The organism is Citrobacter sp. LUTT5 (assembly GCF_009905315.1).
In the GTDB taxonomy this organism is placed as follows: domain Bacteria; phylum Pseudomonadota; class Gammaproteobacteria; order Enterobacterales; family Enterobacteriaceae; genus Citrobacter; species Citrobacter freundii.
In genome coordinates this window covers 4,918,490-4,933,146 of the sequence record NZ_CP047606.1, presented here as the reverse complement: position 1 = coordinate 4,933,146, position 14,657 = coordinate 4,918,490, and the positions used below count along the sequence as shown (strand labels likewise).

The window sequence follows — 14,657 nt, the reverse complement described above, 5'->3', positions numbered from 1 at the left end:
CCCGCGTGAACGGAGTGAATGATGCAATTCTCTAAAATGCATGGCCTTGGCAACGATTTTATGGTCGTCGACGCGGTAACGCAGAATGTCTTTTTCTCACCAGAGCTGATCCGCCGCCTGGCCGACAGACATCTCGGCGTTGGATTTGATCAACTGCTGGTGGTTGAACCTCCGTATGATCCGGAGCTGGATTTCCACTACCGTATTTTTAATGCCGACGGCAGTGAAGTGTCACAGTGCGGCAATGGCGCCCGCTGTTTTGCCCGTTTTGTTCGCCTGAAAGGGCTGACCAATAAGCGCGATATTCGCGTCAGTACCGCGAATGGTCGTATGGTATTAACCGTAACCGACGACGAGCTGGTGCGGGTGAATATGGGCGAACCCAATTTTGAACCCTCGCAGGTTCCTTTTCGCGCTAATAAAGCAGAGAAGACCTATATTATGCGCGTGGCCGAACAGACAGTATTGTGCGGCGTGGTTTCAATGGGGAACCCGCACTGCGTGATTCAGGTTGATGATGTTGATACGGCCACGGTAGAAACACTGGGACCGGTTCTGGAAAGCCATGAACGCTTCCCTGAACGCGCCAACATCGGATTTATGCAGGTGGTAAAACGCGAGCACATCCGACTGCGCGTCTATGAGCGCGGCGCGGGTGAAACGCAGGCCTGCGGCAGCGGTGCATGCGCCGCCGTTGCAGTCGGTATCCAGCAGGGGCTGCTGGCAGAAGAAGTGAGGGTGGAATTACCGGGCGGTCGACTTGATATCGCCTGGAAAGGTCCGGGTCATCCGCTGTATATGACTGGCCCGGCGGCACATGTCTACGACGGATTTATTCACTTATGAAGCAACCAGGGGAAGAACTACAGGAAACGCTCATGGAGCTCGACGATCGGGCGGTCGTCGATTATCTGCAACGTAATCCTGAGTTTTTTATCCGTAATGCCCAGGCTGTTGAAGCGATGCGAGTTCCGCACCCAGTGCGGGGCACGGTCTCTTTAGTGGAATGGCATATGGCGCGGGCGCGTAATCATATTAACGTGCTGGAAGAGAACATGGCGCTGTTGATGGAACAGGCCAACGCCAATGAAAGCCTGTTCTATCGTCTGTTAAATCTGCAAGGACGTCTGGTGGCGGCCAGCAGCCTTGACGATATGCTGATGCGATTTCATCGCTGGGCGCGTGAGTTAGGGCTGGCAGGAGCGACGGTTCGTCTGTTCCCGGATCGCTGGCGACTAGGCGCGCCCTCAAAATTCACCCATCTGGCATTAAGCCGTCAGGCTTTTGAACCGTTGCGTATCCAGCGTTTGGGCCAGTCGCAGCACTATCTTGGGCCGCTCAATGGTCCTGAATTGCTGGTGATGATGCCGGAGGCGAAAGCCATAGGCTCAGTCGCGATGTCGATGCTCGGGCAGGATGGATCCCTTGGCGTGATGCTGTTTAGCAGTCGTGATGTTAATCATTACCAGCAGGGGCAAGGCACGCAATTGCTGCAGGAAATCTCGCTGATGTTGCCGGAGCTGCTGGAGCGCTGGATTGAACGCGTATGACCGATTCACCCCTTTCTCAGGATGTGGCGCGCTTTTTGCGCTATCTGGGCGTTGAGCGTCAGCTTAGCCCGATCACCTTGCTTAATTATCAGCGTCAGCTTGATGCCATCATTGCGTTAGCTGGAGAGACCGGTCTGCAAAGCTGGCAACAATGTGATGTGCTCATGGTCCGCAGTTTTGCTGTTCGCAGCCGTCGTAAAGGATTGGGGCCGGCGAGTCTGGCGCTGCGTCTCTCCGCGTTACGCAGTTTCTTCGACTGGCTGGTTAATCAGGGCGAACTGAAAGCCAATCCGGCAAAAAGCGTTTCCGCGCCGAAAGCACCGCGTCATCTGCCTAAAAATATCGATGTCGACGACGTTAATCGTCTGCTGGATATCGATCTCAACGACCCCCTTGCCGTGCGTGATAGAGCAATGCTGGAAGTGATGTACGGCGCGGGTCTGCGTTTATCTGAACTGGTTGGGCTGGATATTAAACATCTCGATCTCGACACCGGCGAAGTGTGGGTGATGGGTAAGGGCAGTAAAGAGCGTCGCCTGCCGATTGGCCGCAATGCGGTGGCGTGGATTGAGCACTGGCTGGATCTGCGCGGACTCTTTGGCTGCGATGACGATGCGCTATTTCTGTCCAAACTGGGCAAACGCATCTCGGCGCGTAACGTGCAGAAACGCTTTGCTGAATGGGGTATCAAGCAGGGGCTGAACAGCCACGTACATCCCCACAAATTACGCCACTCCTTTGCGACGCATATGCTGGAGTCGAGCGGCGATCTGCGCGGAGTGCAGGAGTTATTGGGTCATGCCAATCTCTCCACAACTCAAATCTATACCCATCTTGATTTTCAACACCTGGCTTCAGTGTACGATGCGGCGCATCCGCGCGCCAAACGGGGGAAATAATGCGTTTTTACCGGCCTTTGGGGCGCATTTCTGCGCTCACCTTTGACCTTGATGACACCCTTTACGATAACCGTCCCGTTATCACACGCACCGAGCAGGAAGCGCTCGCGTTTGTACAGAATTACCATCCGGCGTTGAATTCGCTGCAAAATAGCGACCTACAGCGCTTGCGTCAGGCCGTTCGTGACGCCGAGCCGGAAATCTATCACGATGTTACCCAATGGCGTCACCGGGCCGTAGAACGCGCTATGCTGGAGGCGGGTTTGTCAGCGGCAGAAGCCAGAATGGGGGCGAATGCGGCGATGATGAATTTTGCCAAATGGCGTAGCCGCATTGAAGTCCCACAGACGACGCATGACACGCTGAAAGCGCTGGCTCGCAAATGGCCGCTGGTGGCGATCACCAACGGTAACGCGCAGCCGGAACTGTTTGGCCTGGGTGATTACTTTGAGTTTGTGCTGCGCGCCGGTCCCGACGGACGATCAAAACCGTTCAGCGACATGTACACGCTGGCGGCGGAAAAACTGAAAATGCCTGTAGGTGAGATCCTGCATGTGGGTGATGACCTGACGACAGATGTCGCGGGCGCTATCCGTTGTGGTATGCAGGCCTGCTGGATCAAACCGGAAAATGCCGACCTGATGCACACCGCTGACAGCCGTTTGCTGCCGCATATCGAAATTTCACAGTTGGCATCTCTGACCTCGCTGATATAATCACCAACAACTCTGTATAAATTCCCAGGGGTCCGGCTGGGCCCTGTTGATTCCGGCGGTGCCAATGGACGTTTCTTACCTGCTCGATAGCCTCAATGACGAACAGCGCCAGGCTGTGGCCGCGCCACGCAGCAACATGTTGGTTCTGGCAGGTGCGGGGAGTGGTAAAACGCGCGTGCTGGTGCACCGTATCGCCTGGTTACTGACGGTAGAGAACAACTCGCCGTATTCGATTATGGCGGTAACCTTTACCAACAAAGCGGCGGCGGAAATGCGCCACCGTATTGGTCAGATCATGGGAACCAGCCAGGGTGGTATGTGGGTGGGGACGTTCCACGGTCTGGCGCACCGTCTGCTGCGCGCGCACCATATGGATGCCAACCTGCCGCAGGATTTCCAGATCCTCGACAGCGAAGACCAATTGCGTCTGCTTAAGCGCCTGATCAAGGCGATGAACCTGGATGAGAAGCAGTGGCCGCCGCGTCAGGCGATGTGGTTTATCAATAGTCAGAAAGACGAAGGGCTGCGCCCGCACCATCTACAGAGCTATGGCAACCCGGTTGAGCAAACCTGGCAGAAAGTGTATCAGGCTTACCAGGAAGCGTGTGACCGCGCCGGGCTGGTGGATTTCGCCGAGCTGCTGCTGCGCGCCCATGAACTGTGGCTCAACAAGCCGCATATCCTGCAGCACTATCGCGAACGCTTTACCAATATCCTGGTGGACGAATTTCAGGATACCAACAACATTCAATACGCTTGGATCCGCCTGCTGGCGGGCGATACCGGTAAAGTGATGATCGTGGGTGATGACGACCAGTCGATCTACGGCTGGCGCGGGGCGCAGGTGGAAAACATCCAGCGCTTCCTCACCGATTTCCCGGGCGCAGAAACCATTCGTCTGGAGCAGAATTACCGCTCGACCAACAATATCCTCAGCGCGGCGAACGCCCTGATTGAGAACAACAACGGGCGTCTGGGTAAAAAGCTGTGGACCGACGGTGTCGACGGTGAACCGATCTCGCTTTACTGCGCGTTCAACGAACTTGATGAAGCGCGTTTTGTGGTTAACCGCATCAAGACCTGGCAGGACAACGGCGGCGCGCTTGAACAATGCGCTATTCTGTACCGCAGCAACGCCCAGTCGCGCGTACTGGAAGAGGCGTTGTTACAGGCCAGCATGCCGTATCGGATTTATGGCGGGATGCGCTTCTTCGAACGCCAGGAAATCAAAGATGCGCTCTCTTACCTGCGCCTGATCGCTAATCGCAATGACGACGCCGCATTTGAGCGCGTGGTGAATACACCGACCCGCGGGATTGGCGATCGTACTTTAGATGTGGTGCGTCAGACCTCCCGTGACCGCCAGCTAACGTTGTGGCAGGCTTGTCGTGAGCTGTTGCAGGAAAAAGCCCTCGCGGGGCGCGCTGCCAGCGCCTTACAGCGTTTTATGGAGCTGATTGACGCACTGGCCCAGGAGACCGCCGATATGCCGCTGCACGTGCAAACTGACCGGGTGATTAAAGACTCCGGCCTGCGCATGATGTACGAGCAGGAAAAAGGCGAGAAGGGCCAGACGCGTATCGAAAACTTAGACGAACTGGTGACGGCAACGCGCCAGTTTAGCTACAACGAGGAAGATGAAGACTTAATGCCGTTGCAGGCGTTCCTGTCTCACGCCGCGCTGGAGGCGGGCGAAGGGCAGGCGGATACCTGGCAGGATGCGGTTCAGCTGATGACCCTGCACTCGGCGAAAGGTCTGGAGTTCCCGCAGGTGTTTATCGTCGGCATGGAAGAAGGCATGTTCCCCAGCCAGATGTCGCTGGACGAAGGCGGACGTCTCGAAGAGGAACGCCGCCTGGCCTACGTCGGCGTGACCCGCGCGATGCAAAAGCTGACGCTGACCTACGCCGAAACGCGTCGTCTGTACGGCAAAGAGGTTTACCATCGCCCGTCGCGCTTTATTGGTGAACTGCCGGAAGCGTGTGTTGAAGAGGTACGTCTGCGCGCCACGGTCAGCCGCCCGGTAAGCCATCAGCGAATGGGCACGCCAATGGCGGAAAACGATACCGGCTATAAGCTTGGCCAGCGCGTACGCCATGCCAAGTTTGGCGAGGGCACCATTGTCAATCTGGAAGGCAGCGGCGAGCACAGTCGTTTGCAGGTCGCGTTCCAGGGGCAGGGGATCAAATGGCTGGTGGCGGCCTATGCCCGACTGGAAACGGTATAACTTTCAGAAAAATATCATTATTTTGTAACGATCTGCTAGCCTTACTGATGAGCAGGTAATTTATCCAGGCTAGCGTTTCGTTGCGTGTTGACGTCAAAATTTTGCTGGCGTAACATGCGCGCACGATTACGCTAAGAGGACATTCGCCTTGGACACACCCAGTAGATACTGGCTCATTATCCTGTCATCCAGGATCAACTCCTAAGGCTATCCCTTTTTGCTGATAGCCTTCGCGGTTGTCAGCGACCTTCTGTTTTTCCCGTCGCGCTGAGTCAGGCTGTTTAATGGTCTGAAACCCAATTTGTTTCTGTGTGCCCTCCGAACTGTCCGATAATTTTTTGCATTGGGAGTCCCGGTCATGCTGAGCGCATTTCAACTGGAAAACAATCGTTTAACTCGCCTTGAGGCAGACGAGATCGAGCACCTGGCCAGTTCGGTTTGGGTCGATTTAGTCGAGCCGGATGACGAAGAACGAAACCGTGTGCAAAAGGACTTGGGCCAGAATCTGGCTACGCGCCCTGAGCTGGAAGACATCGAAGCATCCGCGCGTTTTTTTGAAGACGAAGACGGTCTGCACATTCACTCCTTCTTCTTTTATGAAGATGCCGACGATCACGCGGGTAACTCAACCGTCGCATTTACTATTCGCGAAGGCCGTCTGTTTACCCTGCGTGAGCGCGAATTGCCGGCCTTTCGCCTGTACCGCATGCGTGCGCGTAACCAGGCTATGGTGGATGGCAATGCCTACGAGCTGTTGCTCGACCTGTTCGAAACCAAAATTGAACAGCTGGCGGATGAGATCGAAAATATCTACAGCGACCTGGAAAAACTCAGCCGTGTGATCATGGAAGGGCGCCAGGGCGATGAATATGACGAAGCGCTGTCGACGCTGGCGGAACTGGAAGATATCGGCTGGAAGGTACGCTTGTGTCTGATGGATACCCAACGTGCACTGAACTTCCTGGTGCGTAAAGCGCGGTTGCCGGGCAGTCAGCTGGAACAGGCGCGTGAGATCCTGCGCGATATCGAATCTCTGCTGCCGCACAATGAATCGCTGTTCCAGAAGGTTAACTTCCTGATGCAGGCGGCGATGGGTTTTATCAACATCGAGCAGAACCGCATCATCAAGATCTTCTCGGTGGTTTCTGTGGTGTTCCTGCCGCCGACGCTGGTGGCGTCCAGCTATGGGATGAACTTTGAGTTCATGCCGGAACTGCACTGGAGCTTTGGTTATCCTGGGGCGATTGTCTTTATGATGCTCGCCGGTCTGGCGCCGTATCTGTACTTTAAGCGCAAGAACTGGCTGTAATGGCGGTGACTTATCCGGCCTACGGTGATGTGCTTTTGTAGGCCGGATAAGCGAAGCGCCATCCGGCAATCCCCTAGCTCCGACGAACCCGTCGTTGCGTATAAATCGCATCCATCACGAAAATCGCCAGCGCGACCCAGATAAACGCGAAAGTGACCATCTTGTCCGCACCCGGTACTTCACCGTAGAACGTTACCGCCAGCAGGAACATCAGCGTAGGGCCAATGTACTGGAAAAAACCCAGCGTCGACAGACGCAGGCGGGTTGCCGCGCCGGTAAAGCACAGCAGCGGAATGGTGGTCACGACACCCGCAGCAATCAGCAGCAGATTGAGCGACATCGGGTTTTGCCCCATATGGCTGGTTGGGCTGTCGGCAATGCCAAACAGATAGATGGCTGCAACGGGTAAAAGCCACAGGGTTTCGATCAGCATGCCGGTTTGCGCTTCGACCGCAATCTTCTTGCGCACTAGGCCATAGAACGCAAAGCTGAACGCCAGTCCCAGCGCGATGATTGGCAGCGATCCGAAGGTCCACAGCTGTACCAGCACGCCGCAGGCGGCTAACAGTACCGCCAGCCACTGCATGCGACGAAAGCGTTCGCCGAGGAAAAGCATTCCCAGCACAATATTCACCAGCGGGTTAATAAAATAGCCGAGGCTGGCTTCCAGCATATGGTGATTATTGACCGCCCAAATGAACAGCAGCCAGTTTCCGCCGATGAGCACCGCCGAGAGCGCCAGCAGGAAGATCTTCTTTGGCGTTTGGAGCAGCGTTTTGACACCCGACCATTGGCGGCTGATGCTCATCAGCACCACCATGAAGAAAAATGACCAGATGACACGGTGCGTCAAGATCTCATCCGCCGGGACATAGTAAATCAGCTTGAAGTAGGCAGGTGCGATACCCCAAATAAAATAAGCAGCAAGAGCGAGTAACACGCCCTGCCGCGTTTGTTTAGCATCCATCGGGAAAACTCATTGCAGAAATGTAACAGCAGTTTACCTTTTTTTGGCTGCTTACCCCACCATATAAGTGGCGGTTGCGCTGGCAATATAAAGCTGTTCTTCGTTATGCAGTTCCACGCGTGCCACGGCGACTTTATTACCCGCCCGCAGCAGGCTGCTGGTGGCGGTAAAGCGATTCCCTCTCCCTGGACGCAGGTAATCAACGCGCAAATCGATGGTTCCCATGCGTGACATCCGCTGACGCAGTTCGTCCTCACTGATCGTCTCATGGCGGGTTAGCGTACTGCCAACGCACACCAGTCCGGCGGCGACGTCCAGCGCCGAGGCGATCACGCCGCCATGCAAAATGCTTTGCGCCCAGTTGCCGACCATCATCGGTTGATTATTAAAGGCTAATTGAGCAAATTCTTTCTCATAGCGTTCAAGCTCCAGTCCCAGCGCCCGGTTAAACGGCATATGATAGACAAACATTTCACCCACTAACTTCAGCGCTTCCTCAGCAGTAAGTACGGCAGACATATGATCCCTACATCTTAATAGTTAATGAAATGTTGATATTATGCTTATTATTTGTTGTTTTCTACTTTAGGACGGGATAACTAACGAGGAACTCGCTAAGTATGTAGAATACTTGCCAGATAATTATACAATTCATCAATATTTTGGTTCAGGAGAACAGTACCGATGCGGGCGATTTTGGGATGGTTACTACCAGCAGTCATGCTGCCGTTGACCGCGTATGCGCAGGAAGCGACAGTGAAAGAGATTCATGATGCACCGGCGGTTCGTGGCAGTATTATCGCCAACATGCTGCAGGAACATGACAACCCTTTCACGCTTTATCCTTATGACACTAACTATCTTATCTACACCAATACCAGCGACATGAACAAAGAGGCGATCAGCAGCTATAGCTGGTCCGAAAATGCGCGCAAAGATGAGGTTAAGTTTCAGCTAAGCCTGGCGTTTCCGCTGTGGCGCGGGATATTAGGCCCAAATTCGGTACTCGGCGGCTCCTATACCCAGAAATCCTGGTGGCAGCTTTCTAACAGTGAAGAGTCTTCACCGTTTCGCGAAACCAACTACGAACCGCAATTGTTCCTCGGTTTCGCCACCGACTACCGTTTTGCCGGTTGGACGCTTCGTGATGTCGAAATGGGTTATAACCATGATTCCAACGGCCGCTCCGATCCCACTTCACGTAGCTGGAACCGTCTTTATACTCGCCTGATGGCTGAAAACGGTAACTGGCTGGTGGAAGTTAAGCCGTGGTACGTCATCGGCAGCACTGATGATAACCCGGATATCACAAAATATATGGGCTACTATCAGCTCAAACTGGGTTATCACCTCGGTGACGCCGTCTTAAGTGCGAAAGGTCAGTACAACTGGAATACCGGTTACGGCGGCGCTGAGTTGGGTGTCAGTTACCCCATTACGAAGCATGTGCGTCTTTACACCCAGGTTTACAGCGGTTACGGCGAATCGCTGATTGACTATAACTTCAATCAGACCCGTGTTGGTGTGGGCGTGATGCTCAACGATATCTTCTGATAAGTATTGAGAGTATTTTAATCATTGCAGTTTCTCTCTCAGGCGCTGAAAATAGCGCCTGTTTTTATTTCAGGCTAATGGGGTTAATGTGGCGCAGGCGGAAGTGTTGAATCTGGAAATGGGCGCTAAACAGGTTTTGCAAGAAACCTTTGGCTACCAACAGTTTCGCCCTGGTCAGGAAGAAATCATTGATACCGTGCTCTCTGGTCGCGACTGCCTGGTCGTTATGCCGACCGGCGGCGGTAAATCCCTGTGCTATCAAATTCCCGCATTATTGCTAAACGGACTCACCGTTGTTGTTTCTCCGCTGATTTCCTTGATGAAGGATCAGGTCGATCAACTGCTGGCCAACGGCGTGGCTGCGGCGTGCCTCAACTCCACTCAAAGTCGTGAGCAGCAGCTTGAGGTGATGGCAGCCTGTCGTACAGGACAGATTCGCTTACTGTACATTGCGCCCGAACGCCTGATGCTGGATAACTTCCTTGAGCATCTGGCGCACTGGAATCCGATGCTGCTGGCGGTTGATGAAGCGCACTGTATTTCGCAGTGGGGGCATGATTTCCGCCCCGAATACGCGGCGCTGGGACAGTTGCGCCAACGTTTCCCAACCCTGCCGTTTGTGGCGCTGACCGCGACCGCGGATGAGACAACCCGGCTGGATATTGTGCGTCTGCTGGGACTCAACGACCCGTTAATTCAGATCAGCAGCTTTGACCGCCCGAACATTCGCTACATGTTGATGGAGAAGTTTAAGCCGCTCGATCAGCTGATGCGCTACGTGCAAGAGCAGCGCGGTAAGTCTGGCATTATCTACTGTAACAGTCGCGCTAAAGTCGAGGACACCGCCGCGCGTCTGCAAAGCCGTGGCATCAGCGCCGGGGCTTATCATGCCGGGCTGGAAAATGCCGTACGCGCCGAGGTGCAGGAGAAATTCCAGCGCGACGACCTGCAAATCGTGGTGGCGACCGTGGCGTTCGGTATGGGGATCAACAAACCTAACGTACGCTTCGTGGTGCATTTCGACATTCCGCGCAATATCGAATCCTATTACCAGGAAACCGGCCGCGCCGGGCGTGATGGTCTACCGGCGGAAGCGATGCTGTTTTACGATCCGGCTGATATGGCATGGCTACGCCGTTGCCTCGAAGAGAAACCCGCTGGGCAACTGCTGGATATCGAACGGCATAAACTCAATGCGATGGGGGCGTTTGCCGAGGCACAAACCTGTCGTCGCCTGGTGCTGCTGAATTATTTTGGCGAAGGGCGTCAGGAGCCGTGTGGTAACTGCGACATCTGCCTCGATCCACCAAAGCAGTACGACGGACTCATGGATGCGCGTAAAGCGCTGTCGACGATTTACCGTGTTAACCAACGCTTCGGCATGGGGTACGTCGTGGAAGTGCTGCGCGGAGCGAATAACCAGCGTATTCGCGAGCTGGCCCATGACAAACTGCCGGTCTATGGCATTGGACGTGAGCAAAGCCACGAACACTGGGTGAGCGTTATTCGCCAGCTTATTCACCTGGGCCTGGTGACGCAGAATATTGCTCATCACTCCGCGTTACAGTTAACCGAAGCCGCGCGTCCGGTGCTGCGCGGTGAAGTTCCACTACAGCTTGCGGTACCGCGTATTGTGGCGCTGAAACCGCGCGCGATGCAGAAATCCTTCGGCGGCAACTATGACCGCAAACTGTTCGCCAAATTGCGTAAGCTGCGTAAAGCCATTGCTGATGAAGAGAACATCCCGCCGTACGTGGTGTTCAACGATGCTACGTTGATTGAAATGGCCGAACAAATGCCGGTTTCACCGAGTGAAATGCTGAGCGTCAACGGCGTGGGAATGCGTAAACTTGAGCGTTTCGGTAAAGAGTTTATGGCGCTTATTCGCGCACATGTTGATGGTGACGACGAAGAGTAGTCAGCCGGGCAAAAAAGTGCCAGGATGGTGACTCACTGAACTATTCCCCCGCGAGTCATTTTTATGTTAACGCTATTTTTCACCGTTGCGTTGGTGCACATCGTTGCGCTGATGAGTCCCGGTCCCGATTTCTTTTTTGTTTCTCAAACTGCGGTTAGCCGTTCGCGCAAAGAAGCGATGATGGGCGTGCTGGGTATTACCTGCGGCGTCATGGTCTGGGCTGGCGTGGCACTGCTCGGCCTGCATCTGATTATCGAAAAAATGGCCTGGCTGCACACCATTATTATGGTCGGTGGGGGTCTGTATCTGTGCTGGATGGGCTACCAGATGCTGCGCGGCGCGTTTAAAAAACAGGATGTTGCAGCTCCCACTCCGCAGGTGGAGCTGGCGCAGAGCGGACGCAGCTTCTTGAAAGGTCTGCTGACCAATCTGGCGAACCCTAAAGCCATTATCTATTTTGGCTCCGTCTTCTCGTTATTTGTTGGCGACAACGTCGGAACGGGCGCGCGTTGGGGGATTTTTGCCCTGATTATTGTGGAAACGCTGGCGTGGTTTACCGTGGTCGCCAGCCTGTTTGCGCTACCGAAGATGCGTCGTGGCTATCAGCGCCTGGCGAAGTGGATTGATGGTTTTGCCGGGGCGCTGTTCGCGGGCTTCGGTATCCACCTGATTATTTCGCGCTAAGTTTGTTACCCGCCTGGGAGTCCCGGGCGGAGTACGGTTTATTGCACAAGCTTCTGTAATTCATCCTTCGAAAGGCCGGTCATTTCCATAATCGCATCGGTATCAAGACCTCGCTTGAGCATTGCTTTTGCTATGTCCAGTATGGCAATACGTTTGCCCTCTTCGCGGCCTATCTGCTTTAGTTGATCCGCCATTGTCATCAGTTTGTCTCCATGCTGCGGCACACGCTGTGCCAGCTTATACAATAATGTCTGAACATCTTGTGTATTCCCTGCTTGCACCATGTAGTTTACCAGCACGATTATTTGTTGTCCGCTCATCTTCTCCAGCATAAACAGGCGGGTAAGCTTATCCAGCAGCTGTGCCATGTCGCGCTGGCGAATGTGTTTTTGTACTAATGTCAGCGCCGCCATACTGCGATGCTGCATGATTTCATCATCTGGAATAACCGTCACATCCACCAACGGAAACGGTGTGCTGTAAAGTTGAAGGGCGGTTCCCGAATCCTCAAAGTGATCCAGCCAGTTCATTGAGCCTTGCCATGGGCTTTGCTTACCATGGTAAAAGAGCACTGGAATCACCAGCGGTAGAGTGTCGTTTCCAGCCTCAAGATGACGCTGCATCGCTGCGATAGCGTAGCGCATCAGGCGAAATGACATATGCTTGTCAGGTGAGCTTTGATGCTCGATGAGCACATGTACATAGCCATGCCCGCTGGTGGTTTCCAGTGAGTAGAGAATATCGCTGAAATAGGGGCGCAGATCGTCCTCCACAAAACTGCCTGATTCCAGACGGAGCGTTTCCAGTTTGCAGATTTTGATTAACGAGGGAGGAAGATGAAGTTCGATAAAGTCCCGCGCGGTTTCCACGCGGGAGAGGAAGGTCTTAAATACTGCGTCATGGGGTGTCGTTGCTTCCGCCATCGTCCATCATCCGTGAGAAGTGAGAGTGGCGGCATTCTTACTCTGGTATTCAACACCTAACAGCACAGAATAAAAGACTTTTCCTCCTTTGCGGCTAAGTACGGAAAGTCATATTCAGACGCTCATACTGTTAGCATTTCTTTGCGAGTGCCGTTCCATTGGCTAGGCATGCCTTGCCGATGCCAGCAGGGCGCCTATCAGCATAAACAGCGAGCCGAACACTTTGTTCAGCGCCTTCATTTGCTTTGGCCCTTTAATCCAGCCCGCAATGCGCGTAGCCAGCGTCGCGTAACCGATCATCACAATGATATCGACTACAATGGTCGTAACGCCAAGCACCACATACTGCATCAGTTGCGGTTCCTGCGGCAGGATAAACTGCGGGAACAGGGCGGCAAGAAAAACAATGCTCTTGGGGTTGGTCAGATTCACAAAGACCGCGCGTTTGAACAGGCGGCTGCGTGATTGTGTATTCGCCATGGTGTTCAGATCGATAGCGCCCGCAGCCCGCCATTGTTGAATACCCAGCCAAATCAGATAGGCCGCTCCCGCCCACTTCAGCACCTCAAATGCGATCACCGAACGTGAAAATAGCGTTCCCAGCCCCACGCCTACCAAAACGATATGAATGCCCAGCCCGGTCTGTAAACCCGCAATCGACGCGCTGGCACCGCGATAACCATGGCTGATGGCGGTGGTCATAGTGTTGATTGCGCCAGAGCCTGGAGACAAGCTCAAAATAATAGAGGTCAGCAGGTAGGCGAACCACCATTCAAAGGTCATGAGAAACTCCCGGATTGTCTATTTTTATGCCACAATACGCTACTGCCGTTAGGTTGTATCAGCGACGGCGAAAAAAACGATTTTACTTGGTCAGCGAGGCTGGATACCCGATGTTTCAGCAGCAAAAGGACTGGGAAACAAGAGAAAACGCGTTTGCTGCTTTTTCCATGGGGCCACTGACAGATTTCTGGCGTCAGCGGGAAGAAGCGGAATTTACGGGTGTGGATGATATCCCCGTACATTTTGTGCGTTTTCATGCAGAAAAAAACGATCGCGTCATCGTCGTCTGTCCTGGACGCATTGAAAGCTATGTGAAATACGCTGAACTGGCGTATGACCTGTTTCATTCTGGTTTTGACGTGCTCATTATCGATCACCGTGGTCAGGGGCGTTCCGGGCGAATGCTTTCGGATCCACATCGCGGTCATGTCGATAACTTTAATGACTATGTCGACGATCTAACCGCCTTCTGGCAGCAGGAGGTGCAACCCGGCCCGTGGAGAAAACGCTATATCCTGGCGCATTCAATGGGCGGGGCGATTGCCACGTTATTCCTGCAGCGCCACCCGAATCAGTGTGATGCCATCGCGCTTTGTGCACCGATGTTTGGTATTGTGATGCGCTTTCCCGACTGGATGGTGCGCCACATTCTGGACTGGGCTGAAGGGCACCCGCGGATCCGCGAAGGCTATGCGATGGGAACCGGGCGCTGGCGGGCGCTGCCGTTCGGTATGAATGCGTTAACCCATAGTCGACAGCGCTATCGGCGCAATCTACGCTTCTATGCTGATGAGCCGCGGTTGCGCGTTGGCGGTCCCACCTATCACTGGGTACGCGAAGGGATTCTGGCTGGTGAACAGGTTTTGGCTGGCGCTGGGGATGATGCGACGCCGACGCTGCTGATTCAGGCTGAAGAAGAACGTGTAGTGGATAACCGCATGCACGATCGTTTTTGTGAACTCCGCGCCGCAGCGGGCCATCCTGTAGAAGGAGGTCAGCCGCTTGTCATAAAAGGCGCGTACCATGAGATCCTTTTTGAAAAGGACGCCATGCGCTCAGTCGCGCTTAACGCTATTGTCGAATTTTTCGACAAGCATAACTCATCCAGCGGAACCCGCTTTGCCTAG

General features: G+C 54.1%; 15 protein-coding genes. 11 read left to right on the top strand and 4 right to left on the bottom strand.

Annotated elements, in window-relative coordinates; genetic code table 11:
• Nucleotides 1-21 precede the first annotated feature (21 nt).
• From dapF to corA, 7 genes are all read left to right on the top strand, one after another.
• Nucleotides 22-846 carry a diaminopimelate epimerase gene (dapF, locus tag GUC46_RS23435; RefSeq protein ID WP_003841207.1) on the top strand — a complete coding sequence of 275 codons (825 nt, stop codon included), beginning with the start codon at nucleotides 22-24 and terminating at the stop codon, nucleotides 844-846.
• Nucleotides 843-1,550: a DUF484 domain-containing protein gene (locus tag GUC46_RS23430; RefSeq protein WP_003841208.1), complete on the top strand. Its 708-nt coding sequence runs from the start codon at nucleotides 843-845 to the stop codon at nucleotides 1,548-1,550. The genes dapF and GUC46_RS23430 overlap by 4 nt, the downstream gene beginning before the upstream one ends.
• The gene (gene xerC, locus GUC46_RS23425) at nucleotides 1,547-2,449 is read left to right on the top strand and encodes a tyrosine recombinase XerC (protein ID WP_049002224.1); all 903 of its coding nucleotides are present in this window, start codon (nucleotides 1,547-1,549) and stop codon (nucleotides 2,447-2,449) included. The genes GUC46_RS23430 and xerC overlap by 4 nt, the downstream gene beginning before the upstream one ends.
• Complete coding sequence (yigB, locus tag GUC46_RS23420) at nucleotides 2,449-3,165, top strand: 5-amino-6-(5-phospho-D-ribitylamino)uracil phosphatase YigB (protein WP_003017925.1); 717 nt, start codon at nucleotides 2,449-2,451, stop codon at nucleotides 3,163-3,165. The genes xerC and yigB overlap by 1 nt, the downstream gene beginning before the upstream one ends.
• Before the next feature lie 64 nt (nucleotides 3,166-3,229).
• Entirely contained in the window at nucleotides 3,230-5,392 is a 2,163-nt protein-coding gene (gene uvrD / locus GUC46_RS23415) for a DNA helicase II (RefSeq protein WP_003017922.1), read from the top strand.
• A gap of 148 nt (nucleotides 5,393-5,540) precedes the next feature.
• Complete coding sequence (gene ysgD / locus GUC46_RS24175) at nucleotides 5,541-5,597, top strand: YsgD/CorL family protein (protein WP_212723238.1); 57 nt, start codon at nucleotides 5,541-5,543, stop codon at nucleotides 5,595-5,597.
• A 153-nt stretch (nucleotides 5,598-5,750) separates the two neighbouring features.
• On the top strand, nucleotides 5,751-6,701 hold the full coding sequence (corA, locus tag GUC46_RS23410) for a magnesium/cobalt transporter CorA (protein ID WP_003017920.1): 951 nt from the start codon (nucleotides 5,751-5,753) through the stop codon (nucleotides 6,699-6,701).
• A 73-nt stretch (nucleotides 6,702-6,774) separates the two neighbouring features.
• Here the strand turns inward: corA and rarD are convergent, their stop codons facing one another.
• On the bottom strand, nucleotides 6,775-7,668 hold the full coding sequence (rarD, locus tag GUC46_RS23405; RefSeq protein ID WP_003841213.1) for an EamA family transporter RarD: 894 nt from the start codon (nucleotides 7,666-7,668) through the stop codon (nucleotides 6,775-6,777).
• A gap of 51 nt (nucleotides 7,669-7,719) precedes the next feature.
• Complete coding sequence (gene yigI, locus GUC46_RS23400; protein ID WP_003017917.1) at nucleotides 7,720-8,187, bottom strand: acyl-CoA thioesterase YigI; 468 nt, start codon at nucleotides 8,185-8,187, stop codon at nucleotides 7,720-7,722.
• Between the two features lie 165 nt (nucleotides 8,188-8,352).
• On the opposite strand from yigI, the gene pldA reads away from it, so the two are divergent.
• The 3 genes from pldA (at nucleotide 8,353) to rhtC (ending at nucleotide 11,824) form a co-directional block, all read left to right on the top strand.
• Complete coding sequence (gene pldA, locus GUC46_RS23395) at nucleotides 8,353-9,222, top strand: phospholipase A (RefSeq protein WP_003017916.1); 870 nt, start codon at nucleotides 8,353-8,355, stop codon at nucleotides 9,220-9,222.
• An 88-nt stretch (nucleotides 9,223-9,310) separates the two neighbouring features.
• The gene (recQ, locus tag GUC46_RS23390) at nucleotides 9,311-11,140 is read left to right on the top strand and encodes an ATP-dependent DNA helicase RecQ (protein WP_061549309.1); all 1,830 of its coding nucleotides are present in this window, start codon (nucleotides 9,311-9,313) and stop codon (nucleotides 11,138-11,140) included.
• 63 nt (nucleotides 11,141-11,203) lie between these two features.
• Nucleotides 11,204-11,824 (top strand): threonine export protein RhtC, encoded by a 621-nt coding sequence (rhtC, locus tag GUC46_RS23385; RefSeq protein ID WP_003828942.1) that lies wholly within the window; start codon nucleotides 11,204-11,206, stop codon nucleotides 11,822-11,824.
• Between the two features lie 38 nt (nucleotides 11,825-11,862).
• Here rhtC and GUC46_RS23380 read toward each other — a convergent pair whose 3' ends face one another.
• On the bottom strand, nucleotides 11,863-12,747 hold the full coding sequence (locus GUC46_RS23380) for an Rpn family recombination-promoting nuclease/putative transposase (protein ID WP_160180756.1): 885 nt from the start codon (nucleotides 12,745-12,747) through the stop codon (nucleotides 11,863-11,865).
• A gap of 162 nt (nucleotides 12,748-12,909) precedes the next feature.
• The gene (gene rhtB / locus GUC46_RS23375) at nucleotides 12,910-13,530 is read right to left on the bottom strand and encodes a homoserine/homoserine lactone efflux protein (protein ID WP_003828938.1); all 621 of its coding nucleotides are present in this window, start codon (nucleotides 13,528-13,530) and stop codon (nucleotides 12,910-12,912) included.
• A gap of 110 nt (nucleotides 13,531-13,640) precedes the next feature.
• On the opposite strand from rhtB, the gene pldB reads away from it, so the two are divergent.
• On the top strand, nucleotides 13,641-14,657 hold the full coding sequence (gene pldB, locus GUC46_RS23370) for a lysophospholipase L2 (RefSeq protein ID WP_160180754.1): 1,017 nt from the start codon (nucleotides 13,641-13,643) through the stop codon (nucleotides 14,655-14,657).

Excerpts from the sequence above, each read along its gene's own strand:
- dapF (WP_003841207.1), top strand. The coding sequence starts at position 22 with ATGCAATTCTCTAAAATGCATGGCCTTGGCAACGATTTTATGGTCGTC.
- GUC46_RS23430 (WP_003841208.1), top strand. The coding sequence starts at position 843 with ATGAAGCAACCAGGGGAAGAACTACAGGAAACGCTCATGGAGCTCGAC.
- xerC (WP_049002224.1), top strand. The coding sequence starts at position 1,547 with ATGACCGATTCACCCCTTTCTCAGGATGTGGCGCGCTTTTTGCGCTAT.
- yigB (WP_003017925.1), top strand. The coding sequence starts at position 2,449 with ATGCGTTTTTACCGGCCTTTGGGGCGCATTTCTGCGCTCACCTTTGAC.
- uvrD (WP_003017922.1), top strand. The coding sequence starts at position 3,230 with ATGGACGTTTCTTACCTGCTCGATAGCCTCAATGACGAACAGCGCCAG.
- corA (WP_003017920.1), top strand. The coding sequence starts at position 5,751 with ATGCTGAGCGCATTTCAACTGGAAAACAATCGTTTAACTCGCCTTGAG.
- rarD (WP_003841213.1), bottom strand. The coding sequence starts at position 7,668 with ATGGATGCTAAACAAACGCGGCAGGGCGTGTTACTCGCTCTTGCTGCT.
- yigI (WP_003017917.1), bottom strand. The coding sequence starts at position 8,187 with ATGTCTGCCGTACTTACTGCTGAGGAAGCGCTGAAGTTAGTGGGTGAA.
- pldA (WP_003017916.1), top strand. The coding sequence starts at position 8,353 with ATGCGGGCGATTTTGGGATGGTTACTACCAGCAGTCATGCTGCCGTTG.
- rhtC (WP_003828942.1), top strand. The coding sequence starts at position 11,204 with ATGTTAACGCTATTTTTCACCGTTGCGTTGGTGCACATCGTTGCGCTG.
- GUC46_RS23380 (WP_160180756.1), bottom strand. The coding sequence starts at position 12,747 with ATGGCGGAAGCAACGACACCCCATGACGCAGTATTTAAGACCTTCCTC.
- rhtB (WP_003828938.1), bottom strand. The coding sequence starts at position 13,530 with ATGACCTTTGAATGGTGGTTCGCCTACCTGCTGACCTCTATTATTTTG.
- pldB (WP_160180754.1), top strand. The coding sequence starts at position 13,641 with ATGTTTCAGCAGCAAAAGGACTGGGAAACAAGAGAAAACGCGTTTGCT.